This is a genomic window from Nitrospirota bacterium, from assembly GCA_015233895.1.
Taxonomy (GTDB): domain Bacteria; phylum Nitrospirota; class Thermodesulfovibrionia; order Thermodesulfovibrionales; family Magnetobacteriaceae; genus Magnetomonas.
This window is the reverse complement of the sequence record JADFXG010000007.1, coordinates 89,788-115,133: the sequence shown is the minus strand read 5'-3', so window position 1 is coordinate 115,133 and position 25,346 is coordinate 89,788. Positions and strand designations below refer to the sequence as shown.

Genomic DNA, 25,346 nt, shown 5'->3' with positions numbered 1-25,346 from the left:
AGATAATAACTGTTACGAAATATTTAAGCTATTGTAGTTGTTAAAGGTAAGTGGATTTAGCCGATTTACGTTGAACCAGGAGGGCTGACACAGAGTAAAATGCCTTTTTTACCCTGTGTCAGCTTTGCAAATTATTTGAGAATGTGGTCTTATTAAAATCCAAACATGATGCGGGTTGTAAACCCGGTATCGTTGAGCGTCGATGTGTTAGGTGTACTCACAGTATCCTTAAACTCATGATATCGGTACTCACCGATAAGTTTGACATTAGAGGTAATGGCATACTGAAGCCCTGCGACAATGTCGTACTCGCTGGGTTTTGTCTTCGTTTGACCCATAACACCGTTTATTCTGGTTGACGTATCGTCGTAGAGTTTGCCGCTAACCCAGTCATAGCGGCCATAAGCTACGGCTTTACTTGTAATCTGACAATTCAACTGATGAAATCCACCTTGCCATGCAAAACTCTTATCAAATCCTGTAGGATTATTTTCATTGACATACATATACTGATTTTCAAGCCATAATGGGACTTTATACGGAACTCCGCTTATTGTTAAGTCAGGACCAATCCTGAAATGGCTGTTACTGGACGATTTCCCCGACATGATTCCTCCGTTTGTAACTGAAGCTCCATTACGGATATCATCATCATAGGTGTCATTTGCATAGAGAGCGAATACTCCCAGTGATTGACCATACCAGCGCATAACATAGCGTCCATAGAATCCTTTGTTAGCGTTGTTGTCGGCGCTGGAGTTGCTGGCGTTTGTTACGCCAAGGTGGTATTCAAGCCAAAACGTCTCTTTCTTCCCAACGTCTGTAACTGCCTTGCCAGGCACAACCATACCATAAATCTCGGCAAGCACTTGTGGTTCACTCACCCTGAACAGTGAGTCGTTTTGCTCGCTGGTTAATAAGCTGTCTAATTTCTGATGGCTTAGAAGGTCAAGTGCACGTCTTTCATAGATAGGGTACTGGTTTACTGATAATCTTACCTTACCGGGAGAGTAGGGCAGCGGGGGATGGGTTATACCAAAGAGCAGATTTACGCTGTCGCGCGGTGCAGCTTCTCCAAACAGGTTATTCCAGAAAAACTTTGCTACCTCAAATGTTGGTTTCTCTGTGCTAAAGCGTATGTTACCTCCTCTTGCGGTATCATTGGCCTCGGCAGGCCCTGTAGGAGTGAATTCCCATGCTCTGGTTTCATACATTGGGAACTCTGCAAAAACAGATAGATGAGGGCCAATAGGCGAGGTAAGGAATATGCTGGCATCCTCCAGTGCAAGGCTTGACCCTGTCTGAGTGTTTGATGAGCCGTCAGCGCCAGTGCGTTTCTCGGTACGGTAATCGTAGCCAACTCCGGTAACAATTGAAAGCGGCAATGTTGTCGGTATCGCAAAGATGCCCCCAGTCTCAATATCTTTCGATAACGGTTCGAGATCGTTTCCTATAAGGGCACGATAACCGCTCAGTTTAAATGTTGCACCTACACCGTTTAATGCCCCCCACATGTTGTGACACACGGTACAATCAAGACCATACCGCCGTGAGTACGACGGCACTGCCCATGAGGCCTTCGGTGAAAACAGAATTAACAACGTCGAAGCTAATAAAGCCGCAACCACTGTACTACGTACTAACTTCTTTGACATAAATCCTCCTTTATAAAATAGCTTTAACTGCATAGCAGTCTGGTTTTATTCACGAATATTCAACAGCGATTGTGAAATACATATATCGAACAAGGTAATCAAGTATCGTGCCAGGAATGCTGAAAAAATAATTTTCGTGGAAAAACAGATAATTACATTCTATATTGTCTACCATGAATACTAAACAGCTGTTAAAAGTGGGGAATTAAAGTGTGGAATCCTTATAATTGGTAAGTTCTACAGTTCTACAGTTGTCTAATCGTCTTTTTTAATGCCGTATAACCTCATTTTGTTGTACAGCGTTTTACGGTCAATACCCAAAATCCGGGCAGTTTTGGATTTATTCCATTTTGTGTTTTTCAGGGTGAGTCTGATTATTTGAGGCTCGTGTTCCTGAGTGATGTTAGTGGATACTACATCTCTGAATTCATCGGGGAGATCGTCTAAAGTTATAACTCTTTGAGTACACAAAACAAAGGCGTGTTCGATGGCATGTTCCATTTCCCTGATATTTCCCGGCCACTGGTAATGCATGAAGGCTTTCATTACGTCTGTGGATATAGAATGTATGTCTTTTTTGAAATCCCTGTTGAATTTTGCCATAAAATGTTCAACCAGAAGGGGTATGTCTTCTTTCCGGTCCCTAAGCGGTGGGAGATTTATTTCGATAACCCGCAATCGGTAGTAGAGGTCTTTTCTAAAGTGTCCACGTTTGATTTTTTCATTAAGGCACTGGTTGGTTGCCGCTATTACCCTTACGTCAACCTTTATAGGAGCGGAGTCTCCAACCTTTTCAAATTCCATCTCCTGTAGAACTCTCAAGAGTTTTAGCTGAGTAGCAGCTGTGATGTCACCGATTTCATCGAGAAATATTGTTCCACCATCAGCCCTCTGAAACCTGCCGGTTCTGTCACTGATTGCATCAGTAAAAGCGCCTTTGACGTGGCCAAATAGTTCGCTCTCCAGAAGATGTTCTGATATGGCAGAACAGTTGACCTTCACAAGTGGCTTATTACTGCGCTGCCCTCTGAAATGTATTGCCTCAGCAATTAATTCCTTACCGGTGCCACTGTCTCCTGTGATAAGTACTGTTGTTTTAAGGTTAGAGAGGGTTTCTATCAATGAAAAGATATTTTGCATCCTTTCGCTTTGTCCTATTATGTTATGGTACTTCCTGGGATGGCCGATTTTCATTTCCAGTTCTGCAAGGTTGGTCTCGTCCTGAACAATCATAACTCCGCCGCTGAAACTCTTCTGTTCGTCCAACAAAGGATAAGTGGTAATATTTACCACTTGCCCTGATTTAAGTTTATGTTTACACTCAAGGCGAAAAATGTCGTATGACTTTTTTGTCTCGATTGTCTCTCTGAGAGTGAAAAAGCATCTCTTACTACATTGGCTCTTATCTGAGTACAATTCATCGTTGGTATCAGTAAATCCACATATCTTAGTTGCAGCACCGTTAAACTGAACAATGTGCATCTGTGCATCAACTGTTACAATCCCGACTTTTACGCTTCTAAATATGGCCTCAATATGCATACGGTATTTTTCTTTCTCGTCAATAAGAGATTTAAAGGAGAGTGCGGCATTGACAACACGAAGAAGGGCGTCTTTTCTAACCGGTTTAGTGATGTAGTCAAAAGCGCCAAGTCGCACGGCCTCAGTGGCGGTCTCTATTTCCGGATAGCCTGTTATCATAACTACCAGAGTGGTTGGATTTTTCGTTTTGATTTCTCTTAGGATATCTATTCCGGAATGGTCACTAAGTATTATATCAGCAATTACCAAATCGAAGTCATTTTCAGCAATCATACTTATGGCTTCACTATAATCTTTGGCAATAAACACATCATATCCGGCCTCCGTGAGAAAATCCTTAAATGTGTTTCTTATCCAATACTCGTCGTCAACTACTATAATTTTTGCCATTATCCCTCTTTTGTCGCTACAGGTAGTTCTATTGTCACAGAGGTATGGTGCCCCTCCACACTTTCAACATACAGTTTACCATTATGGTCGGCGATAATTCCGTGGCTAATGCTTAATCCCAACCCTGTTCCTTTACCGGCAGGTTTGGTGGAAAAAAACGGATCTTTTACCTTTTCTAAAATATTAGGGGATATGCCAGTTCCATCGTCAGTGAACTTCAGCCTCAGAAATGAAACTTCATCAGTTGTCAACTTTTCACAGGTTATTTTGAGGATTTTGTTTTCATGGCTGCTACTATACTTTTCGTTTAGTGCATAACGGCTGTTACTTATTAAGTTGAGGAAAACTTGTTGGAGTTGCTGTTTGTTAACGCTTATATCGGGCAAATTATCTGGCAGGTCAACAATAAGAGCTATGCCGTCTTTTTTCATTTGCGCTTCAGCCATTGATAGTGTATCCTTAAGAGGGGTATAAATGTCAGTTATGACTTTTTCTGATTTACTCTCCCTGGCAAAAGAAAGAAGACTCCTTACAATGTTAGCGATCCGCTCTGCCTCAGACATTATTCCCGTAGAGTATTCGTTAATTTTTGTGATGCCAGTAGTGTTGTCGGCAATGAGCTGGGCACAGTTAATAATACTGTTTATTGGATTGTTTATTTCATGGGCGATGCCTGCTGTTATTTCACCCAGAGATGCAAGATGTCTGGATGATATAGCGTTTCTTTGCATTATTACTTTATCCGTAACGTCACAGGACAGTTCGATTACATTAACAGTGTTCCCTTCGTGGTTTTTTATAGGGACTGCCCGCATATCCCAGATTTTCCCGTGCTGATCCGTACACTGACTGTGCTGAATCTCACCGGTATTAAAACACGTTAATGTTTGGCAGTCAGGGCACGGCGATGTACGATCGAAAAATGCCTGATAACAATATTGTTTGGTCATATCGGTATTGCAGAGTCTGTCACTTACAGATTCTATAGCTGTTATATTAGCCCAAACAATTTTAAGGTCAGAAGACAGAAGTATTATTTTATCGGGTATTGCTTTCAAAAGAGCAGTATGCACTGTTGTGAGACTATTTTTTGCTTCCCAATTAAAAATATTCAAAATATCTGTTACGGCGATGGTTATGACTACAGCAACCCCTGCTCTAAAAAAGGATATAGGAATGCCTGCCACATTTAAGAAAGATGATTCGTTTAACCAGTTTGCAGGAAAAAAATCTCCTTTCGGAACAACCAAACCACCCAGGATAGAATATAGGAAAAAGGCTGCACCTAACAATAGAAAGGACATTTGAACATTGCTTTTGGTCAACATATCCTTTTCGTAAATGTAATATGAAATGAAACCATATGCAGCTAAAATAGAACCTGTAAACCCCAACGTATATCTTGTGGCTATATTGCCAGCTTCTAATAAATCGTGAGATGATGTGCCAAACAAAAAAATAATGGTTCCAACGCCCAAAATTATCCACCATTCAGGATATTTCATAAATTTTTTCCGATAGGATAGATATCCCTGTCCGGTAGCTTTTATGGTTCTTTTGCTAAATTCAAATAAAAATGCGTAGGATGTAGTAAGGCAAAACCATTGCAATAGGTCAATGCCCACGTTCCTGCCTTTTAACATTGCCCACATATTTAGCCATTCGTTCATCCCGTGCAATAATCCGAATCCTGCTAAAAGCCAAAGAACACCTGCCAGTTTAAATGTGCTACCTTCCTTTGGTTGCCTCAGAACAACAATTCCCATGGTTACATAGGATGCCCCATAGATGAAATATATGATGTCTAAGTTGTTTTGAAACATAATTAAAAAAAACCTATTGCCATTACCTTTTAATTAGTATAACACTTCAGAACTTTTTAAAGTCGTGTTGCTTTCAGGCACTGATATGTTATACTCTGCAATAGTTTCTATCCTCAACGATTTAGTTGTGGGTTGCTTTCAGGCACTGATATGTTATACTTGATTTCCTGTCACGTAAAAACGATCTGATGTTGTGGGTTGCTTTCAGGCACTGATATGTTATACTTACTATCGTTTTACCCTGATAATCCTTGACGTTGTGGGTTGCTTTCAGGCACTGATATGTTATACTCCATCCCTTGATTCATAAATTGCATATAACGTTGTGGGTTGCTTTCAGGCACTGATATGTTATACTCGGTTACAAAATATGATAACATTGTGTATGGTTGTGGGTTGCTTTCAGGCACTGATATGTTATACTAACCGTTCTTTGCGGGTGTAGATGTCCGGGGTTGTGGGTTGCTTTCAGGCACTGATATGTTATACTAAAACAGTTGCTCGCCGCACCTAAAGACATGTTGTGGGTTGCTTTCAGGCACTGATATGTTATACTACTGAGGATGTGCGACTTCGCAACTGCAAGGTTGTGGGTTGCTTTCAGGCACTGATATGTTATACTTATGTATGCCATACCAAAACTGCCCTCCGAGTTGTGGGTTGCTTTCAGGCACTGATATGTTATACTTAATGACTGTGGCGGCATTACTTATTGGTAGTTGTGGGTTGCTTTCAGGCACTGATATGTTATACTTAATGACTGTGGCGGCATTACTTATTGGTAGTTGTGGGTTGCTTTCAGGCACTGATATGTTATACTGGAGGGAAAATTGACAGAAGTATCGGAGTGTTGTGGGTTGCTTTCAGGCACTGATATGTTATACTAGATTTGCGCACAAACACAATTATAATTAGGTTGTGGGTTGCTTTCAGGCACTGATATGTTATACTTTAAAAGTAAAAGACGCAGCTCGTCTTTTGTTGTGGGTTGCTTTCAGGCACTGATATGTTATACTGCCTTGCTGTAAGCGTCATTATTGTAATTGGTTGTGGGTTGCTTTCAGGCACTGATATGTTATACTGCATATGTTAGTTCTGTCGAGGTTACTGTAGTTGTGGGTTGCTTTCAGGCACTGATATGTTATACTAAACGATGGCAATGGGTATCAATATGTCGGGTTGTGGGTTGCTTTCAGGCACTGATATGTTATACTATAACTGCTCTGGTAACTTAGCTCACCTACGTTGTGGGTTGCTTTCAGGCACTGATATGTTATACTGGCCTCCCTCTGTCTTTCGTGCAGGTTTGTGTTGTGGGTTGCTTTCAGGCACTGATATGTTATACTACCAACTACACAAGTAGTTGAAAAGAAAGGGTAAACGAGTAAAAAATGGTGAGAAAAAATGAGTGTGGAGGTGTTGATAAGCGGTAAAAATCGAGGTTTTTGAACAATATTGTGCTCGACTATAAAATTCGATAGCTTCAAAATAATTCAAGTTGATGCGGAGCATTGGGGGGTGGTTTTTCTTTTTTTCCCACAAAGAATTGAATGTCACCAAACTGCTTGTCGGTAATGGTGACGACATTCACAAATCCCTTTTCCGGCAGTGCCGCCTTAATGCGCCTTGTGTGAGCTTCGGCGTTCTCTCTGCTTGCGCAGTGACGGTAGTACACTGAGTACTGCATCATGTTAAAGCCGTCATCAAGAAGAAAGTTTCTGAATTTTGTGTAAGCCTTTCGCTCTTTTTTCGTTTCAGTCGGCAAATCAAATAGAACTATTAACCACATTATTCTGTATTTATTTAACTCGCACATAGTTAATCAAAATCACAGACTCGGATACTCAATATCTTTCTGTTCTTTTGCAAAGCACCGCTGAAGCGATGCCGTAGTTCTGTTTAGGGCTGTCATAAGCGGAAAAGTGTTGTCATCCAACACGACATCAGCAGCCAATATACCAAGCAGTTCTTTTTTTATCTCTTTGGTCAGAGTCATTTTATCTAACGGCAGCTCATCCAACTCTTGAGTTTCAAGTTCGCTTATATCGGAGGCAGCGTATAGCTCATGCACTTTCCTGTCAATAAAAACACGGTAAGGTTCCATAACGTCATCCGCTAAGCAAAATGCGTTATACTTATTGCGGTGATGAATGCCCAGGGTGGGAAGCAGCCCGGAACTAACCAAAGAGCGGGCTGTTGCCGCCCTAAGAATTATATAGCCGTAATTCAGAAGATTATTTGGATAAAAACCAAACCGGTCTCGCTTGAATTTTTTACCAAAGAGATTTTTCCAGTAATAGCGGGCGGCGTGTGCTTCAAGATTATTAGAATCTCCGGATTTTACGTTTCTTGCCATCTCTGTTAGAGGCGCAATAGCCGCCCCCGAACTTTCCAGTAACTTTGCCTGATTAATTATCTTCTTTCGGACTATTTGCTGCCAAAGTTGTTTTTTAAGAGACACTGCCGCCTCAATTTGCGATTTGAAACGCTCAGTCTGCACGGAATTTGTTTCAAGAGGCAAGAAAAGTCCGGCAGGGTAGTGGCTTTTTCCAATGAGGACAATAGCGGCGTTGTTTTCAAGCAAAGACACAAAACACGAATGCGTATAGCTGACGTTTGGGTTTTCCACAATCAAAAGACCAATGTCTTCGATGGGAACTCTGCCTACAGCCTCGTCATTTTGAGTGATAACAAGCTGTTTGTGCTCAATGTTGAGCCTTGACGGATTATCTATGCTGACTGTTCGTTTAATCATAGGCTTTTGTTATCCTCCCAAGTCTGTCAACTATGACTTTTATACCTTTTAGGGTATTAGCTACTCTTCTAACAGGGTCTTCGTCACGTGTAGCCTCAAAGTGCCGTTTTAGTATAACCCGTACGCTTCCAGCATCAATTTCCTTGACTCTGTAAAGTTTTTTAGAGATTTCGTTGTAATTTTGTGGATCAAGAGATATTTCGTTTTCATCAACGTCAAGAATAAACATTTCATTTTTAGACAACGAATATAAAAATTCCTTATCGTCGCCAATATTTTTATTTATGACTTTTTCACCGCGCCTGAAGCGTTTGACGGCTTCAAAAAAGCTACAAACCTCACCGCCTTGTTTGACGTTGCCTTTGTTGTCTTTATAGCGATAGATGACGATGTGGTGGTTGGCTCCTGGCGCAACATACGTTTTTTTGTCGGGACGGCCTGGCAGCAGTATCATATTGCTGGATGGTATGTAGGTTATTACCTTTTTAATAGGAATTGGATTTTTGCCGTCTTTTGTGGGTAAAGTCGGAGGATCAGATTTGATTGTACCGTTAATTACAGCATTTCGGATAATTTCTCTGATTTTGGGGTCAGCTATTTGCTCGACTGTGCTCATTTTCATGTCCTCAACAACGTCTTTTCTGACACGGAACATCTGCATATTTTTGTCATTTTTTTTGTCTGTGACCTTGCCGTAAAACGTCTCTTCGTGGAGTTGGCCTCTCAGGCGTTTATTGACTCTGATTGAGACGGCCAGTCTGTTGATTGTCTCAGCAACATCGTTACGGAAAAATTCCCAAGGTGCGGGAAATCTTTCGCTTATTGCCTGCCTTTTGTATTTACTGTACTGTGAGAGTTTATTAATTGTCTTTTCCTCTGTCAAAGCTATTACGATGGCATCAATGGCATGTTGGCGGTGGTCATTACGGTTTTTCTCAGAAGATGGGCCTAAGATAGTGTTAAGGCCCCAAAGATGACGTATTACCGATGTAACCTGTCCTTTTGAAGGTTGAACCTTGTATTTGCTTAAAAGCGACACCGCCTCTCTGCTCATATAGGCGGTATCATTTAGTTGCCTTGAAGCAAAGTCTTCAGGTATTTCTTTTAATATGAATTTTCGCTGTTTAGCTTTAGGCAGAACTTTTATTCTTTGTAGAATTTCGTCGTACTGAGGCGATCCGTTATAGCATTCATATGGCGTTTTATCTCCTTTGCGCCTGTTTTCATCAACATAGCAGAGGGTTAGGTTCATAAAAGAGTCGTCCAGAGAGCGTGAGTAGGGTATTATATGTTCGATTTCAAAAAGAGAATCTGAAGAAAACAGAGCATTTATTGGAATTTTCTTACCAGTGTAAGGACAGCACTGATCCTTGCATTCTTTCCATAGTTTGTACTTTACAGTAGCCTCACTGTTAGGCGTTATGCCTAATGTAATAAGCTCTTTTGCAGCCTCATCATTTTTTCTTTTATTTTCAAAATTTTTCTTTCTGATTTTATCTCTTTGTTCTTTTGAGTTTTTCAGTTCTCTTGCCATTTCTATTTTTATAAGCTCTGGAACGCCGTATGCTTTTTCTAACCGGTTTACGAGAGCAAGTAATTCGTACAGAGTTTTTGAGACAATAGGGTTTCGTATGTTTTTAATAATCTCGGTTTCGCTTCTTTCTCCACGAGAGTTTTCATAACCTGCTTTAATCTTTGCATCATGAAGATTTAACCCATCAAGCATAAACGGCAGAATTTTATTGATAGCTTTTAGGGAGTAGTTGGCGTAACCGGCTTCAAGAGCGATTTTAGCAACGGCTTTAACCTCCTTCTCATCCAAACCCCACTTTTCGCTTGCATAAGCCCTAAGCCACTTGTTATCGTCTGCAAAATTTATAACCTGAAGAATTTTTTCTTTTTCTACATCTGAATATGTGTCCCACTTCTTTTTAAATATTTTTCTAAAACAGTGGCTGGTCTTATCTCCAATAAGAGCGCCGTCATCGTCCTTTTCAAGATTAAAACCAGCATCAACATCTAATTTTAAGTGCTTTTTGATGTCTTTAAAAGAACATTTCTCTTTGGATTTAAGCAGAGCGATAAGTTTATCTCTTAGGTCTTTGGTCTCCGGGCTAAACTCTTCATCAGGAGTCCTGTAAAATTTTATTTCGTCATGGTTTTCGTTTTTATAGCTAAGGCGGTTAACCTGTTCTAAAATGCGAAACAATTGAAACTCAAAAGCGCTTTTCGGGCATCGTTTCTTTTCTGGCTCAAGGGTACATTTACCAATTAAGCTTGCAACGGATTTCAACGGACGCTGGAAGAATATGTCATGGCTAAGGTCCTTTTTCAACTCTGTCGTAAGCTCAGGGTAGTATGAGCTTTGCTTATCCCATAGGAGTTCAAACTCATCCTCGTACAATTTCCGTTGTGTCGGTTTACACCTAATTTTTTCACTTTTTCCCTGTAGTAAATAAAGATACTCACCAAGGGTTCTACAGTTGTTTGCTTTAATTTCTTCAGGGAGTCTCTTTAAATCTTCTTTAAACGCAGTGTCTTTTTTAACATCCTCACTTTGTGACTTTCTGCTGCTTTTAAAACCTCGTCTTTTGCTTAGATGGAGCAGCACTCTGCCAAACTCTAACTTAGAAAGTTGAGAGTCAAGCCCTTTTGCCCTAAGTTCATACGGATTCATAGCATAGAACATAAGAGCGCTCTCATCCTGAAACATTTGGTACTCTTTTAATTTCTCTGTAAGTCTGTCTCTTCTCTGGCATTTTCTTCCATACTGTCGCCTAAGCTGTCTTTTTAACCTGCGTTTTGTGTTTTTTGATATTTCAACACCGTTTTTTCTGTTTACACCCTCCTGAAAGATGAGAACGCCTGCATCAATAATTTTTTTGGAATCAGTGTTGACGCAAGCCCAACCAATCGAATTTGTTCCTAAGTCCAACCCAAGAGTGTAAGCCATATCATTCCTCCTAATAATTTTTATTATTTACTTGACATAACTATAGAAATATATTAGTATAGGAAAGTATAACATATTAGTGCCTGGAGTTTCCCATAATAAGGAAACGTAGGACAGCCCAGCTTGTTACTGGGTATGATGAGCTCCTGTTCGCAGGAGCTCTTTTATTTGTTTGAAAATAGATTAATTCGATTTATTAAACTCTGTTGTTTTATATATAATATTGGTTACAACGCTTTTGCGGTAGGTTTATATTGTTTTTAGAAAACTTGGGAGACTGATATGAAAACAATGAGAAAAATACTAATGATTTATCTTATGGTGGGTTTTGCTGCGGCGCTGGTTTTTCCATTTTATGCCAATTTCTTTGTAATATGGAAAGATGGTATGCTCAAGTATTTTATATTTGGATGCTTTGGCGCCGGCGCCTCCGTAGGATTTGGTAACTACTTTATATTTAAAAAACTTCAGAAAGATTTTATTGCGACTTTCTCTAAAAAGACAAAAGAAAACCTTGGTGAGGATCTAAACGCCTCCGGTAGCAGTAAAGATCTGCTTGAAAGCGTGATTCTAAATTTTGACAAAATGCTCACAACCGTGGTTAATAACATGAAAACCATAGATTCCGTAGCAACCTCACTTCTGGAAAAAGTCAGAACTATAACAGTATCTGCAGAAGATATAGCACTAAAGAGTGAGGAGGTGTCAAGCCACCTTAATGGCCTGAACTCTCAGGTTGAAACCCTTGTTGACGGCTCAGATAAACTCCACAATCAAACAGCAGAGCTTTCCACTGAAGCCACACATGGTGGAAAACTGGCTCAGTCGGCAATGGAATCATCCTCTTTAGCCGAGTCAGAGCTTTCCGCAATGATTAAATTAATAGAGGATTCAAGGTCTATCATAGAGTCTTTGCATGACAAGGTGTCATCTATAAATAATTTTACAAGCAAAATAGATAAAATAGCCAATGACACAAATCTGCTTTCTTTGAATGCCACGATAGAGGCTGCTAAGGCCGGAGCTGCCGGCGGAGGATTTGCCGTGGTTGCCGACAGAGTAAGAATTCTTGCCGAGGAATCAGCCCAGTCCGGAAAAGATATTAGTAAAACCGTTGCAACCGTCGTTATGGATATGCAAAGTGCTCAGGAACAGTTTGGGAAAAACATTAAAAAAATAATCGAAGGCACTGACCTTGTTAAAAACGTTTTAATCCGTATGAAAGATATAAACACAACTGTAGAGCATTTTCACAGAGGAATATCCATTATAAACGAACTAATCGAGAAACAAAATGACTCGGTAAAGAGTGTTTCAAAATTTGTCAGTGAAATCAGTGATTTGTCTAAGGAAAGTGCATCAGAAGCTTCAGCAGTGTCGGAGTCTGTAACCGGAATCCTTTGTGCTGTGGATAGTCTATTGAGTGAATCCAAAGGACTTTGCAAATAGTGGCACTGAGTTGAGCCATAACACGTTAGATGGACAAGAGTTCTTTATATACTTTGATGTAATTATCGGCAACCTTAGACCATGTGTAGTTATCATGTACTCTCTCATGGCCTGATTTAGATAGTTCCGCTCTGAGCTCTGTGTTATCCATGAGTTTTTGTATTGAATCAGCCAGATGAAGAGCATCATTTTCTCTAAAGACAAGTCCGGAGTTTCCTATCACTGTGGGAATCTCCCCCGAAGATGAGCCTATAACCGGTGTCTTTGAGGCCATAGCCTCTATAAGTACGCGTCCAAACTGCTCTTTCCACCTGTCAGTTGTCAAAGATGGCAAAACAAGGACGTCAAGGGAATTGTAAAATGCCGGCATTTCATTTTGGCTTATGGCATCAAGGAAATAAACTAAATCATTAATGCCTGCCTCTGATATTAATTTTTGCAGCTCACCCTTATGAGTTCCGCCACCAGCTATAAAAAACACACAATCTCTGCCCCTGTCTTTCAAAATTGCAACTGCCATGACAACGGTTTCAATCCCCTTTTCCGGAATAATGCGTCCTGCGTATCCTATTTTAAAAGCGTTTTTAGCTTTATGGATCATATCCGGCCTCTTTATTCCCGTACTTTCCTCGTACAGTGTTGTATCAACCCCTGGGGGAATCGTATAAATTGCCTTTCTAAAACCCCTGTTTTTCCATATTGACACGCTTTCAGCCGGGACAACCGTTATTGCATCAGCATTTTTTAAGTTATATGACTGAAAATATGAATAGGGGAATTTCTGTCTGAAATCAATGTTTTCATAGGAATACAAAATGATTTTCGGCTTCGGTGTTAATAGTTTTGACACTGTTATAAACTCATATGAAGCTAACGAGAATGGTTCCTCCATGATGTGGATGATGTGAGGTTTGAACTCTGCAATTTCTCTGTAGATTTTCAGGAAATCAGGATAAAAAAAAGCCCTTATATGGTTTGTAAAAACTGTTGGAGTTGATACTATTTTATAATTATCATACTGTTGTTTTTCAAAGACAGTTTTTTTACTTCCCTCATCCCACCATGTTGGGACAATTGCCTTTACCACAATACCTTTCGAGACAAGTTCCGTTATAAGCCTTCTATTGTGGTTTTCTGTGGCTGCATGCCATGAAATCAAAACCCTTATACTATCGTTTGACATGTTGTGGGAGAACTTAAACTAATACTTTAGCTTATTGTCTAAAATTGAGTAAAATGAGGTTAGAACTCCTGCATCAGAGGCTATATCAAAGACAGGCCGGCCTGATAGATCAATAGCGGAAATACTGTCATCCTCCGGTAAGAATCCACACACAGAGAGACCTCTTAACTCAGCCTCTTTTCTCAGCTCGTTGCCATCAGTTCCCCTGACCCTGTTGATTATCACGTGTCTTTCCGATATTTTTAGACCAAGCTCATCCATAAGCGCACTGATTCTCTTTGCCGTCTCAAGTGCCTTTACAGTGGCGTCGGTTATAGTAAACATTATATCAACGTTATTTTCGGTTCTGCGGCTGAGGTGTTCCATACCGGCCTCGGCATCAATAACAACGAAAGCGTAGTCCTGGGATAATTTATCGGTATATTTTCTTATAACATTGTTGGCAGCGCAGTAGCATCCGGGCCCCTCTGGCCGTCCCATAACAAGAAGATCAAACCCCTTTGCTTCAACTATAGAGCGTTGTACCTCATAATCAAACAGCTCTCCTGTGCTCAGGCCGCCAGGCCTTTGCGCGCCTGAACGAACGCTCTGAAGCGAGGACTCCCTTATTCCGCCTATAGTTGCATGGCACTGAACTCCAAGTGCCAGATTTAAACAATAGTTACTGTCGGCATCAACGGCAAGAATCGGTCTGCCTGTTTTTTCCATCAAGTACCGCACAGTAAGCCCCGCAAGTGTTGTTTTTCCAGTGCCACCTTTGCCTGAAAACGCTATCGTATATGCCATGTGAATAACCTCTTTTAATAAGTCTGTAACTGCATGGGGTTGCCAACCCCACCCCTATTTTTTTCTTACTCCCTCTACCAGTCTGACAGCATACTTAGTATGTTCAAAGGGGTGAATGTCAGGATATTTGCTGTACAGCCATCCTGTGAAGATCTCCTTACCTCCCTCTGAAATTGTCACGTTCACTGCCGGATTGTTTGGTTCATTCGAAACCGAGGTTATCGTGATTGAATCCATTCTGAAATCAGGAATAAACTGTCCGACCTTTATTACGATATCACTGCCGTTGACCTTATATTCAGTGTTAAGTTTAATATCTGCCGTTTCACTCTTATTGGTTTTCTTATCGGCTATCATTATTTTTACCGACTCCCATGTATTTTTAACATCATCTGGCACAACAATTTCCATTTTGTGTTTTTCCTTGTCCTTAGTGCCGCCTTCTCCCTGAGATTTCAAATCATTTTTGCCATGAGGGTTCGACACTCCAGCCTGTTCTGTGGACTGGTGTGCACTTTGGGTTACAAGGTAATTCTCAGGATTTTTGGGTACCTCAGATGCTATCTCCTTGTTTTTTGTACATGATGTAACAAACAAACCCATTATAAAAAAAGCATAAACAAATATTCCCAACCCTTTTAACATTATAGTCTCCTTTTAATACGAAATTTCCATTATTTTTTACGTTTTTTTGATAAACTTAAGGAGCTCCAGTGCTGCTTTTTTTGGCCCCTCCTGAGCGTATCCTTTAATGGCAAGCCTGGTTCTTATCTGTCCAACCGTAACCCCAGTTGCAAACATCTTATTAAAATAAAATGCCGCCAACTCCTCGTGTGTATCCCGTCTTTGCGGAGCTCCAAAGGGGTTAGCAAAGTAAGTGTTTACGACTCCTTTTTCATCCGTCGTACCCTTAGCAAATCGTGCACCGCTTCTAAATACATTCAATGCAGCGTTAGCATCAGAGAATAACTCTATAATCTTATCGTCAACCTGTTCATAGTTATTGGCATATAGCACTATGTCTATGCCAAAACCCTTTGTGATGTAATTATAAGTGGTGACAGGAATAATGAGGCGGGCATTTATTTTGTCAGGATTCATAAAAATGCTTCTGTCTATCTCCTCATAGGCGTATCCCGGGTGCAGGTCATCAAGACGGACAAAAGCACCAATTTCTGTGCCGTAACCAATCAGAGCACCACTTTCGTTAAGGGCAAGGGATCCCATATCATCAAAAACAATGGTGATATCCCTGATGTAATCCTCGGCAAGTGTGCGCAGGGCCTCAAGGGTTTCTGACTTTCCTGCTCCGCTATCGCCAACTATTACAATGCCTGCGCTTGAGCCGTCCTTGAGAGTCAAGTACACCATAGCACCGTGAACCGGCAACCGGTTACGCTTAAGCATTGTCATGTTGTGGAGAGTCAGCGGCAGCTTTTTAAAATACCCAAAGTAATCTATATCCTCTGAGTGTTGTACCAATCCTACAAACATCTTGTTTTGTGTGTCCTCGTAGAAGGCGGTACTTGCGGCGATGTCAACGCTTTTTAAGCCATAAAACAGTATCATATCAGGGCGCTTATTTTCTATATCCTCGTAGTCGGATATTTCAAACAGGTTACAAAGCGACAGCGCCTGAGATATAAAATCCTGATGAAAGTATATGAAAGCCGTAAGGGGACCAACTTTTGCCGGATAGCAAAACCACTGCTCATTGACAAGCAGCATCATATCCTCGGTCAGCTTTTTGATCTCCTCAAAACTTCCCTTTCTTGTGTTAGCTTTAGGATAGAGAATAAGCGGGGACTCCATAATAGTGAGGCGGATAAAAGGTATATCTTTCACGCTTAAATATAGCTCAGGGCAGTCCCACTGGATTTTCTCAAGGAGCATCCCCATGTTGGCCCCTGCCGGAAGCTGTCTGTATGAACGTGGGTTTTTGCCTATCAGGTTTTCCCTTACTTGTCTGTACGTGTCAAGTACGAGATTTTTAAGCTCCGTGTTGGTCTTTATAAACTGTGAGTGGTGAATGCTTGAGGTAGCATATCTGGAGCGTTTAGGAGCCTCCATATACAGGAATCTCTCAAAGTGTCTCCAGTAGTTATAGAGTTCTTCTATAAATTCAAGAATGCTGTTTTTCTCTGACAGCACCTTGTTGTAAATATTACTAAGTGCAGCAATTTCGGCGGCGGTGTGGGAGACAAGGAGTCTGAAAAGACCAGCTATAAAGCCGGCCATATTGGCTTGTTTTTTGGGCGGCACATTTGACTTTATACGGCCATAGATAGTGGTCTCTTTTATGGATAACCGCTCAATAAAGTGAGTTAGAATTTCCATAAAAATATCACTTCTCAAAAGTGAAGCCGGAGAGTCGCAATAATTACCGGAAATATCAAAAATTATCTTTCCCCGTGTTATGACATACGGTTTTCTCTTACCTGGCATCTGTCACCTCAATTAGACATATAATCATACTGGCTGATTACTTAAACACGTTTATTGTATCAGATTTATGCAGAAAAATACAGGTTACCATAGATGATTATTTTGTATTATTCTTTATTTCTTACCCCTGCTTTGAATGTCGTTGAAAATGTTTTCACTTTCACCTCTGAGGCCAAATCCCAGACTGATACTGTGCCATCCCATGAGCCAACTACAACCATTTTACCATCCGGTGTCATCGCAAAAGAGGACACTGCGTTGGCCTGTCCTAAATTTGTTTTGATTTCATCTCCATTAACAATATTCCACATCTTTATCGTTCCGTCATATCCGCCGCTTGTTATCATAAATTCACCGGTTTTGCTTATCGTTATGTTTTTTATATCTTTGGTATTACCGGAAAAAGTCTTAATTTCTACTCCGGTTTTGATATCCCACAGACGTAGTAAATTATCTGTACCGGCTGAAACTGCATAACGGCCATCCGGTGTTATGGCTATAGTTAAAGCTTTATTTTTAAGAGCGTTAAATGATCTTATCTCTTTTGAAGTGTGGACGTCCCACACTTTCAGTGAATCGTTTCTTGCTGAGCTTAATAAGTGTTTGCCATCCGGAGTCAAAGCTATTGTGTTTATTCTCTCCTTATGTCCTATAAAGGATTTTATCCTGTTACCGGTTGTAATGTCCCACTGTATAATTGTGTTACCGAGTACTCCTGTCACAGAGCTGCCGTCTGTCATCACATTTAAAGATTTAACTTGCTGGGGGTTATAAGCGAATTCTCTAACCAAAACACCACTTTCTATATCTATTAGTTTAATGCTGAACTTGCTCTCTATGATGTTATCACAACCACCAGCAGCAACCACGTACTTGCCATCCGGTGTTACGGCTACAGAGTTAACACCTCCGTCAAACCCTGATGGTTTAAAAACGCTCATCTCAGGCTTTATACTAGCAGCTTTTGACAACTGTAGCTTATAAACCGTTATATAACTTTTACCCTCAGCACTGAATTGATCATATATGTCAGGGTTTGGCATGTTGCCTACTACCGGACTGTCGTGAGAGCCAACACTCACAGGGCGATAATACCTTGCATACTTTGCTGGTGGATAAAGCGGCACAGGAGTATCCTCCGATATGCACTCAGGCAGTATCCACTGAGGGAGAGCAGTGAAATCAAACATCTCAAGAAATCTTGCATTAACAACCCTCATGCCGGTGTAATATGCAAGTTGAAACTCCGGACAGGACACCAGTACAGTGTCATTGGGTGTGCCCTCCTTATTGAGGTATTTGGCAATATCCTCAAGCCTGTCTGTGGAATTAGCTGTAACATAGTGTATTAAATTAATAATCGTGGCTTTAGGTTCATGTACGGCAACCGTCTGCCCTTTTAGTGCTCTTACCGGATAAGCACTAAAATATGAGATATAATTTGTAAAACACATAAGACATACCAAGAGCATCCTAAGCCAAACAGAGCGTACATAAGTAGTCAGTATAAAAACTGTTAAAAACACTGTAACCGGCAGAAAGTGTACAACATATCTGATATAAACCCACGGTGCAAAGGGCACAAAAAGCAGACTTGCGGATATTATAAGTAATGACAACAACACAACATCTTTTACAACAGTGGATACACGTTGTGCTTGTGTAAACACACCATTTGTATAAAACCTCTTAAGAAAGTAATATACAAGCGGAATCAGAAATAATACCAGAGGAATAATGTGAAAATGAATCTCAATAAAATAGTACTTCAATTTAGAAACAGGGTTCCATCCGCCTACAAAACCGGCTTGATGCCATGGTTTTGCATATATTAGCCATGGCATAGCTGTAATCAGAAGTACAGTAAAACTAATTAAAACAGAAGTAAACAATCCTTTATTTCTCTTGCCGGTAAAGACAGCAAATATCCCTAACGCAACTATGTTGCCTGCCAAAACTATGTAATTGGTATAAAACTGAATAATAAGGCTGATGGTTAAAACAACAATACCTTTTGATTTTTTACCTGTTAAAAGCAGATACGCAGCAAAGATCAAACATACCTCAGCAAAAATAATCAGTGAATAGTACCTGCACTGTCTGGCATGAACAATGAAAAGCTCCGATGTTACTATAAGTGATATTGCTATCAATGCTGCCTCGTGCGATTTAAATACACGGTATGAAAAAAGCGCTGTTAAAACTACGCTAATCGCTGCAAACAATGCAAACGGAATTCGTCCGGCTCTGTTGCTTTGTCCTATAATCTTAAAAGAGGCAGCCACAATGTATTCATCCAACCACGGCCTCCATGTCGCAATATTAGACTTATTTTCAGAAACGCCAGGACCATAAAGAGAAATATAGTTCTTACCGTCATAAACTCGAGGCAGGCCATGCTTCAATATATTTACCGCCAGCGCCGCCGTTTCTGACTCATCCAGCCAGTAATAACGGGCATTAAGATTGTAAAACAACATAAACACTGTATAGATACCTAAAATAAAGTATAGTAAAACATTTAATAAACCTACAGTATCTGACAATGATGTTATTCTTTTAACCAAAACAGCCCTCCTTCATTGTGCTCCAATCAGTGTATGATAACAAAGGTCAGACAGCAATAAAAAGACACGATTAGCTGAGATTATATCTGCTATACTATTAAATGAACTTAAGCCTTGCATGTAATTTTGATCCTGCCCTGGTTGACGGCATTAAGGGTTATCCTGTCTATGAATTGTATGGCAAGATGTCCTCTGACATTGTAGGCGGGGGCAGACCGTCTTTTGTTCTTCCGGCAGTAGGAAAACAAAAGTTGAAAGACTATGTGGCGCTATGCATAAAAAACAACTTACAGTTTAATTATCTGTTAAATACCTCGTGCATGGGAAACACCGAGTACACAAAGAGTGGCCGCAAAAGTATATATAAGTTGCTTGATTTTCTCTCTGACTGTGGAGTTCAGTCAGTTACACTTAACCACCCGATGCTTCTAAAAATAATTAAAGAAAAATATGCTTTCAAGGTAAGAGTGGGAATATTCTCAGGTGTAAACACCCCTCATAAGGCCAAACGCTGGGAGGGGGAGGGTGCTGATTGCATCTGTCTTGACGATACACAATGTAACAGAGACTTTCAATTGCTAAAAGATATCCGGGAATCGGTAAAGTGTTCAATTCAACTACTTGTTAATAACAGCTGCATGTATAGCTGTCCTTTCACCATAACACACATGAACATGGCTGCCCATGCCTCACAAAAAGGCGGCGCCTCCTCCGGATACTTTTATATTGACTACCTTGGCATACGCTGTGAGATGGAGAAACTTAAAAATCCGGTTAATTACATCAGAGCGACGTGGATACGTCCGGAGGATATTATACACTACCAAAACATAGGGTATAATAACTTTAAAATAGTTGACCGCAGTTCATCTACCGAAACTCTTTTGACACGGGTTAAAGCATACACTCAACAACGCTATCAAGGTAACCTTGCTGATCTTATTATCAATAAAACACAAAGAAAAGACGACCTTGTTAAGTATATTCATGCTATAAAGTATTTCATTAATCCTTTTATTATTAACCCCTTGAGGCTTTTTAGAATAAAACGTTTACTTAGTACTCCAGCTACTGTATCATCTAATCCTGTGTACATAAACAATGAAAATCTGACAGGCTTTATTGACAGGTTCCTTGAGCAAAGCTGCAAAAAAACAGATTGTAATAAATGCCTCTATTGCCATCAAATAGCACAGCAACATGTAGTCATAGACCATACTTACAGGCAGGACAGACTTTCTGCCTGCACTAAACTTATCAAAGAAATTGAGGGTTAACAGGCAATTGTTATTCTAATTCTAATTCAATCGTCTAACATTGTTGGCTTCGTTACTAGCTCCTCAACGTACTAAACGCCTACGTCGCTTGCTCCTTGCCGCCTCGTTATACTTCTGAATTAGAATCAGAATACCCTCACTGAGGCCGTTCTTTATCCCACAGGGCGTACTCTTACCGGTGTAAGCGGAGGGGCGTCTTCGTTTGTCTCAAAGGTGAGCGCATTAACCATTGCCTTTGAAAAGTGTATGGGAGCAAAGACCATCCCCTGAGGTATCTCATCAGTTATACGCACCTTTACCACTGTCTGTCCGTTTCTGGAATCCACATGTGCCTGTGCATCATCTTTGAGATGGTACCGGATTGCATCTATCTGGTTTACCTGTATAAACGCATCCGAGACGACATGGCTTAGGCTCTTTGACATCGAGGAAAGCGCTCCGGAGTGCTGCATAAGATTGCCCGTTACCATATAAAGAGGATAATCGTTGTCAGTCTCCGCTACAAATTTAAACGGTACACTGACAAATCTCCATTTCTGAGTCTCAGTCTCAACCTTGATTGCCGATATCTCATCCTGATAGGCGTACAAACTGTCTGCCCCTACTGTTTTATGCAGATATCTGGCCAGGTTTCTCAGAATCTGCCAGTCAGGCATAGACTCGCCTGTCTGTGCCACCACTTTTCTGACCTTCTGGTCAAGCCCCATGAAATTCACGTATGTTCCATCTTTTTCAGACCAACTTGAGGCAGGCAGAACCACATCGGCCAGTTGCGCCGTCTCAGAAAACTGGATGTCCTGTACTACCATAAAATCAAGACTTGAAAGCGCTTCTTTTATTTTATTTGTGTCCGGATATGTGACAATTAGATTTTCTCCCATCACGTAAAGAAACTTTATAGCTCCCTTTTCATAGAGCATTTTAAATAAATCTTTGCCCGGTTTACCGGTTATTTTTTTAAACCCTGGTAGGTAGTACGGAGAGACGCCCATTTTCAACATGCCAAGCGTGTTTGCTAAAAGCGGAGGGATTTGCAGTGAGGCCGGGCCATCGCCAAGGAACATTACTAAATTGGCCGCAGAAATTGCCGTATTTACACTTTTGGAGTTCTCTCCGGCACCAATTGTCATCGCTATAAGACGACTTTCAGCGCCAAGGTAGTCATCAGAAATTTTGAGAAAATCATCTCTTTCCATGCCAGTTATTTCACACACTTTCTCAACAGTAAAAGAACTTACGGTTTCTACCAGGTCACTAAAACCCTCTATCCCCTGTGTCATTTCATTTTTTAAGTGGAAGCCGTCATCATAAGCCCTTTTAATTAAACCGTAGAGGAGCGCTTGTGAGGTTCCGGGTTTTATTCTTACCCAGGTCGATGCATTGTTAGAGAGCTTTGTCTCTCTCGGATCTGCCACTATCAGCTTTTTACCCTTTCTTACAGCCTCTATGAATTTCAGTCCCCATATAGGATGTGTTGACGTTATGTCGGACTCAAGAACAAGGGTGACATCATTTTTAAGGGGAGCATTCATATCTACCGGGTTGTAGCTTATTCCAAAAGTCCGCTCAAATGCCATCTGTACTTTCGTATATCCAAAACGTGACGAGGAATCTATATTGTCAGAACCTACCACGGTTCTCATAAATTTCTGAAGCATGTAGTTGTCTTCATTTGTGCAACGGGGTGAACCAATTGCCCCTATTGCCTCAGGACCGCTTTCAGCCAACACCAATCTGATGTTTTTAGCTATCAGCGCCACTGCCTCCTCCCATGTTGCTTCTTTGAACTGCCCGTCTTTTTTAATTAACGGGGTTCTTAACCTGCTGTCACCGTATATATAATCATAGCCGTAGCGCCCCTTTGTGCAAAGATCACCTTCGTTGACGCCCTTGAAGTCAAGCCCCCTGACATTGAGGATTTTACCCTCTAAAATTTCAAGAGAAAGCGTACACCCTACACTACAGTATGGGCAGATGTTTTCCCTGCGCTCTAAAAACCACGCTCTGGAGCGGTGTTTAAAATTCTTACTGCCAAGTGCTCCCACAGGGCAGGCATCAACACACTGGCCGCAGAACTCGCAGTTCAAACTCTCCTCAAATGGTGGACTTACTGTTGTTGTGAATCCCCGTCCGATAAAGTTAATTGCTCCCACCCCCTGGTGTTCCCAACAAACTCTCACACAACGCCCGCATAATATGCACCTGTTAGGGTTTATATCTATTAATGGATTTACAAGATCCCCAACCACCTGCTTTTTTTCTCCCTGAAATTTACTCTCCGCAGGACCATACTGATAGGCTAAGTCCTGAAGCTTACATACCCCGGCTTTATCACACACCGGACAGTCAAGGGGATGATGCACAAGCAACAGATCCATAACCATCTGCCGGGCTTTAAGCACATCGGGGCTCTCCGTATGTACTACCATCCCGTTTTCAGCAGGGGTTGAGCAGGAGGTAAATAGTCTCTCGTGTCCCTCTATCTGAACTACACATATCCTGCAGCCGCCAAATGGGGTTAATCTCCTGTCCCAACATAAATGCGGTATATATATATCGTTTTCCCGTGCAGCATCGAGTATGGTTTTCCCGTTTGCAACCGTTATTTTCTTATCATTTATGATCAACTCTATCATTGTTATGCCTCCCTGGTAACGGTTTGCTGCCCCAGAATGCGTATGGAGCCGAAAGTGCAAGTTTCAAAGCAGGTTCTGCACCTAATACATATGGTCTGGTCTATCTTGTGAGGTTGTTTCTTTTCCCCGGTTATAGCACCAACCGGGCACTTACGGGCACAGGATGTGCAGCCCTTACACGCTTTTTCATCTATTGTAAATGTTGTCAGGGCTTTGCAGCGGCCTGCCGGACACCACTTTTCATTTATATGCTTTTCATACTCATCCCTGAAATACTTTATCGTAGTCAAAACGGCAAGAGGAGATGTCTGTCCCAAACCGCACAGAGACGTACGTTTTACCTCAAAAGCGATGTCTTGTAAAATCTCTATATCACCGGGTTTGCCCCGGCCCTCAGTAATATCTACAAGCTTATCATACATAACCGTGGTTCCTATCCGGCACGGCGAGCACTTGCCGCAGGATTCGCCTTTAGCAAATTCCATAGAGAACATTGCGGTATTTACCATGCACGTGTTGTCATCCATCACTATTATGTTGCCGGAGCCAACGATTGCCCCGGCCTTTACAATGTCCTCGAAGGTTGCAGGAGTGTCTATGAGGGACTCAGGAATAAAGCCGCCTGTTGGGCCGCCTATGTGAATGGTCTTTAACTTACGTTTTCTCTTCATTCCGCCGCCAAGATCATCAACTATACTTCTTAGCGTGGTTCCCATCGGCACCTCTATAAGGCCGTTATTGATAACCTCACCAGTCAGGGTAAAAATTTTAGTGCCGGGGGATTTCTCTGTACCCACGGACCTGAACCAATTAGCTCCGTTTAGTATAATCAGAGGAACATTAGCAAATGTCTCGGCATTGTCCACAATCGTCGGTTTACCCCATAGCCCTCTGACTGCAGGGTAGGGCGGTTTAGGTTTTGGAAATCCCCTTGTGCCCTCAAGAGAGCTTATCAGGGCGGTTTCCTCGCCGCAGATAAATGTCCCTGCTCCTGTTGCCACCTCTATGTCAAAGTCAAAGCCGGTACCAAAAATGTTAGAGCCAAGCAAGCCATACTCTTTTGCCTTTGCAACGGCATGATTCATCCTTGAGATTATAAATCTGTGCTCAGGTTCTCTTATATAAATGTAACCCTTTGAAGCACCAGTGGCTCTGGCTGCTATGGCCATTCCCTCCACTATGGAATGGGGGTCTGTGTCGGAGATGTTTCTTGATATGGGGCCAGCGTTACAGATTACGTACTTATTCCGGTTATTTGGGCTGCTGCCGGCTTTTTTACAAATTTCCCATTTTAGTCCGGTTGGAAACCCGCCGCCGCCGCGTCCTCTTAACCCTGATGCCTTTAACTCAGATATTATTGCAGAAGGCTCAGTTTCAGTCACAGCTTTAAGCAGGGCAAAGTATCCGTTTCCGCCTATATAGTCGTCAATATTGTCGGGGTCTGTTAACCCTCGGTTTTTTAATACCCGTGAAGTTTGAAACTTAAAAAACGGTATGTCTGATAATGCAGCTATCGAGTCCTTTCCAGTTGAATACAAACGTTTAGAGTATTGTTCACCTTTGAGTATGTGTTGTTCGATAATCTGAATAATATCCTCAGGAGTAAGTGATTCGTAGAAAATACCGCCCGGATACAGGGTCAAAAGAGGCGATTGGGTGCAAAACCCATTACAACCTGTTACGTAGATTGAAACCTCAGAATCGAGGTTTCTTTGTTTTAATTCCTGTTGAAAAATTTCCTTTAATTTGAGGCTTCCTCTGGTGCTGCAACTAGAGCCCCCGCAGAGCATTATTGAGGCACGTGCACCACGCTCCCGTGGGTCTTTATAGGCAGCTTTTATGTTTTTAAGGTCATCAGCCGTTATCTGTGGCATCAATCATAACC

15 protein-coding genes and 1 CRISPR repeat array are annotated in these 25,346 nt (G+C 41.3%); of the genes, 2 read left to right on the top strand and 13 right to left on the bottom strand.

Annotated elements, in window-relative coordinates:
- Positions 1–152: 152 nt before the first annotated feature.
- From HQK88_07285 to cas9, 6 genes are all read right to left on the bottom strand, one after another.
- A complete protein-coding gene (locus tag HQK88_07285) occupies positions 153–1,655 on the bottom strand; it encodes a hypothetical protein (GenBank protein MBF0616605.1) in 1,503 nt (500 codons plus the stop codon).
- Positions 1,656–1,910: 255 nt separating this feature from the next.
- Entirely contained in the window at positions 1,911–3,590 is a 1,680-nt protein-coding gene (locus tag HQK88_07280) for a sigma 54-interacting transcriptional regulator (GenBank protein MBF0616604.1), read from the bottom strand.
- Complete coding sequence (locus tag HQK88_07275; protein MBF0616603.1) at positions 3,587–5,410, bottom strand: hypothetical protein; 1,824 nt, start codon at positions 5,408–5,410, stop codon at positions 3,587–3,589. Before HQK88_07275 ends, HQK88_07280 begins: the two co-directional genes overlap by 4 nt.
- A gap of 59 nt (positions 5,411–5,469) precedes the next feature.
- A CRISPR array of direct repeats spans positions 5,470–6,756; the repeat unit is 36 nt; unit sequence GTTGTGGGTTGCTTTCAGGCACTGATATGTTATACT.
- Positions 6,757–6,893: 137 nt separating this feature from the next.
- A complete protein-coding gene (cas2, locus tag HQK88_07270; protein ID MBF0616602.1) occupies positions 6,894–7,226 on the bottom strand; it encodes a CRISPR-associated endonuclease Cas2 in 333 nt (110 codons plus the stop codon).
- 12 nt (positions 7,227–7,238) lie between these two features.
- The gene (gene cas1 / locus HQK88_07265; protein MBF0616601.1) at positions 7,239–8,165 is read right to left on the bottom strand and encodes a type II CRISPR-associated endonuclease Cas1; all 927 of its coding nucleotides are present in this window, start codon (positions 8,163–8,165) and stop codon (positions 7,239–7,241) included.
- A complete protein-coding gene (gene cas9, locus HQK88_07260; protein MBF0616600.1) occupies positions 8,158–11,118 on the bottom strand; it encodes a type II CRISPR RNA-guided endonuclease Cas9 in 2,961 nt (986 codons plus the stop codon). Before cas9 ends, cas1 begins: the two co-directional genes overlap by 8 nt.
- Positions 11,119–11,400: 282 nt before the next feature.
- Here cas9 and HQK88_07255 point away from each other — a divergent pair, with 282 nt between their 5' ends.
- On the top strand, positions 11,401–12,567 hold the full coding sequence (locus tag HQK88_07255) for a methyl-accepting chemotaxis protein (protein MBF0616599.1): 1,167 nt from the start codon (positions 11,401–11,403) through the stop codon (positions 12,565–12,567).
- A gap of 25 nt (positions 12,568–12,592) precedes the next feature.
- Here HQK88_07255 and HQK88_07250 read toward each other — a convergent pair whose 3' ends face one another.
- From HQK88_07250 to HQK88_07230, 5 genes are all read right to left on the bottom strand, one after another.
- Positions 12,593–13,750, bottom strand: a complete 1,158-nt coding sequence (locus HQK88_07250) for a glycosyltransferase family 4 protein (GenBank protein MBF0616598.1) — start codon at positions 13,748–13,750, stop codon at positions 12,593–12,595.
- Between the two features lie 18 nt (positions 13,751–13,768).
- Positions 13,769–14,536, bottom strand: coding sequence for a hypothetical protein (locus HQK88_07245; protein ID MBF0616597.1), 768 nt, complete (start codon positions 14,534–14,536; stop codon positions 13,769–13,771).
- A 54-nt stretch (positions 14,537–14,590) separates the two neighbouring features.
- Entirely contained in the window at positions 14,591–15,181 is a 591-nt protein-coding gene (locus HQK88_07240; GenBank protein ID MBF0616596.1) for a DUF2155 domain-containing protein, read from the bottom strand.
- A 36-nt stretch (positions 15,182–15,217) separates the two neighbouring features.
- Positions 15,218–16,981, bottom strand: a complete 1,764-nt coding sequence (locus HQK88_07235) for a phosphoenolpyruvate carboxykinase (GenBank protein MBF0616595.1) — start codon at positions 16,979–16,981, stop codon at positions 15,218–15,220.
- Positions 16,982–17,088: 107 nt separating this feature from the next.
- Entirely contained in the window at positions 17,089–19,548 is a 2,460-nt protein-coding gene (locus HQK88_07230) for a glycosyltransferase family 39 protein (protein MBF0616594.1), read from the bottom strand.
- A 101-nt stretch (positions 19,549–19,649) separates the two neighbouring features.
- On the opposite strand from HQK88_07230, the gene HQK88_07225 reads away from it, so the two are divergent.
- The gene (locus HQK88_07225; GenBank protein MBF0616593.1) at positions 19,650–20,825 is read left to right on the top strand and encodes a peptidase U32; all 1,176 of its coding nucleotides are present in this window, start codon (positions 19,650–19,652) and stop codon (positions 20,823–20,825) included.
- Positions 20,826–20,977: 152 nt separating this feature from the next.
- Here the strand turns inward: HQK88_07225 and HQK88_07220 are convergent, their stop codons facing one another.
- Both HQK88_07220 and HQK88_07215 read right to left on the bottom strand, forming a co-directional pair.
- Positions 20,978–23,461: a molybdopterin-dependent oxidoreductase gene (locus HQK88_07220; GenBank protein ID MBF0616592.1), complete on the bottom strand. Its 2,484-nt coding sequence runs from the start codon at positions 23,459–23,461 to the stop codon at positions 20,978–20,980.
- A 2-nt stretch (positions 23,462–23,463) separates the two neighbouring features.
- On the bottom strand, positions 23,464–25,335 hold the full coding sequence (locus HQK88_07215; protein ID MBF0616591.1) for an NAD(P)H-dependent oxidoreductase subunit E: 1,872 nt from the start codon (positions 25,333–25,335) through the stop codon (positions 23,464–23,466).
- Between the last annotated feature and the right edge of the window lie 11 nt (positions 25,336–25,346).

What these genes read in the sequence shown, in the direction of transcription:
- cas9 (MBF0616600.1), bottom strand. Translation starts at nt 11,118, where the DNA reads ATGGCTTACACTCTTGGGTTGGACTTAGGAACAAATTCGATTGGTTGG.
- HQK88_07235 (MBF0616595.1), bottom strand. Translation starts at nt 16,981, where the DNA reads ATGCCAGGTAAGAGAAAACCGTATGTCATAACACGGGGAAAGATAATT.
- HQK88_07240 (MBF0616596.1), bottom strand. Translation starts at nt 15,181, where the DNA reads ATGTTAAAAGGGTTGGGAATATTTGTTTATGCTTTTTTTATAATGGGT.
- cas2 (MBF0616602.1), bottom strand. Translation starts at nt 7,226, where the DNA reads ATGTGCGAGTTAAATAAATACAGAATAATGTGGTTAATAGTTCTATTT.
- HQK88_07275 (MBF0616603.1), bottom strand. Translation starts at nt 5,410, where the DNA reads ATGTTTCAAAACAACTTAGACATCATATATTTCATCTATGGGGCATCC.
- HQK88_07215 (MBF0616591.1), bottom strand. Translation starts at nt 25,335, where the DNA reads ATGCCACAGATAACGGCTGATGACCTTAAAAACATAAAAGCTGCCTAT.
- HQK88_07245 (MBF0616597.1), bottom strand. Translation starts at nt 14,536, where the DNA reads ATGGCATATACGATAGCGTTTTCAGGCAAAGGTGGCACTGGAAAAACA.
- HQK88_07220 (MBF0616592.1), bottom strand. Translation starts at nt 23,461, where the DNA reads ATGATAGAGTTGATCATAAATGATAAGAAAATAACGGTTGCAAACGGG.
- HQK88_07225 (MBF0616593.1), top strand. Translation starts at nt 19,650, where the DNA reads ATGAACTTAAGCCTTGCATGTAATTTTGATCCTGCCCTGGTTGACGGC.
- HQK88_07250 (MBF0616598.1), bottom strand. Translation starts at nt 13,750, where the DNA reads ATGTCAAACGATAGTATAAGGGTTTTGATTTCATGGCATGCAGCCACA.
- HQK88_07255 (MBF0616599.1), top strand. Translation starts at nt 11,401, where the DNA reads ATGAAAACAATGAGAAAAATACTAATGATTTATCTTATGGTGGGTTTT.
- HQK88_07285 (MBF0616605.1), bottom strand. Translation starts at nt 1,655, where the DNA reads ATGTCAAAGAAGTTAGTACGTAGTACAGTGGTTGCGGCTTTATTAGCT.
- cas1 (MBF0616601.1), bottom strand. Translation starts at nt 8,165, where the DNA reads ATGATTAAACGAACAGTCAGCATAGATAATCCGTCAAGGCTCAACATT.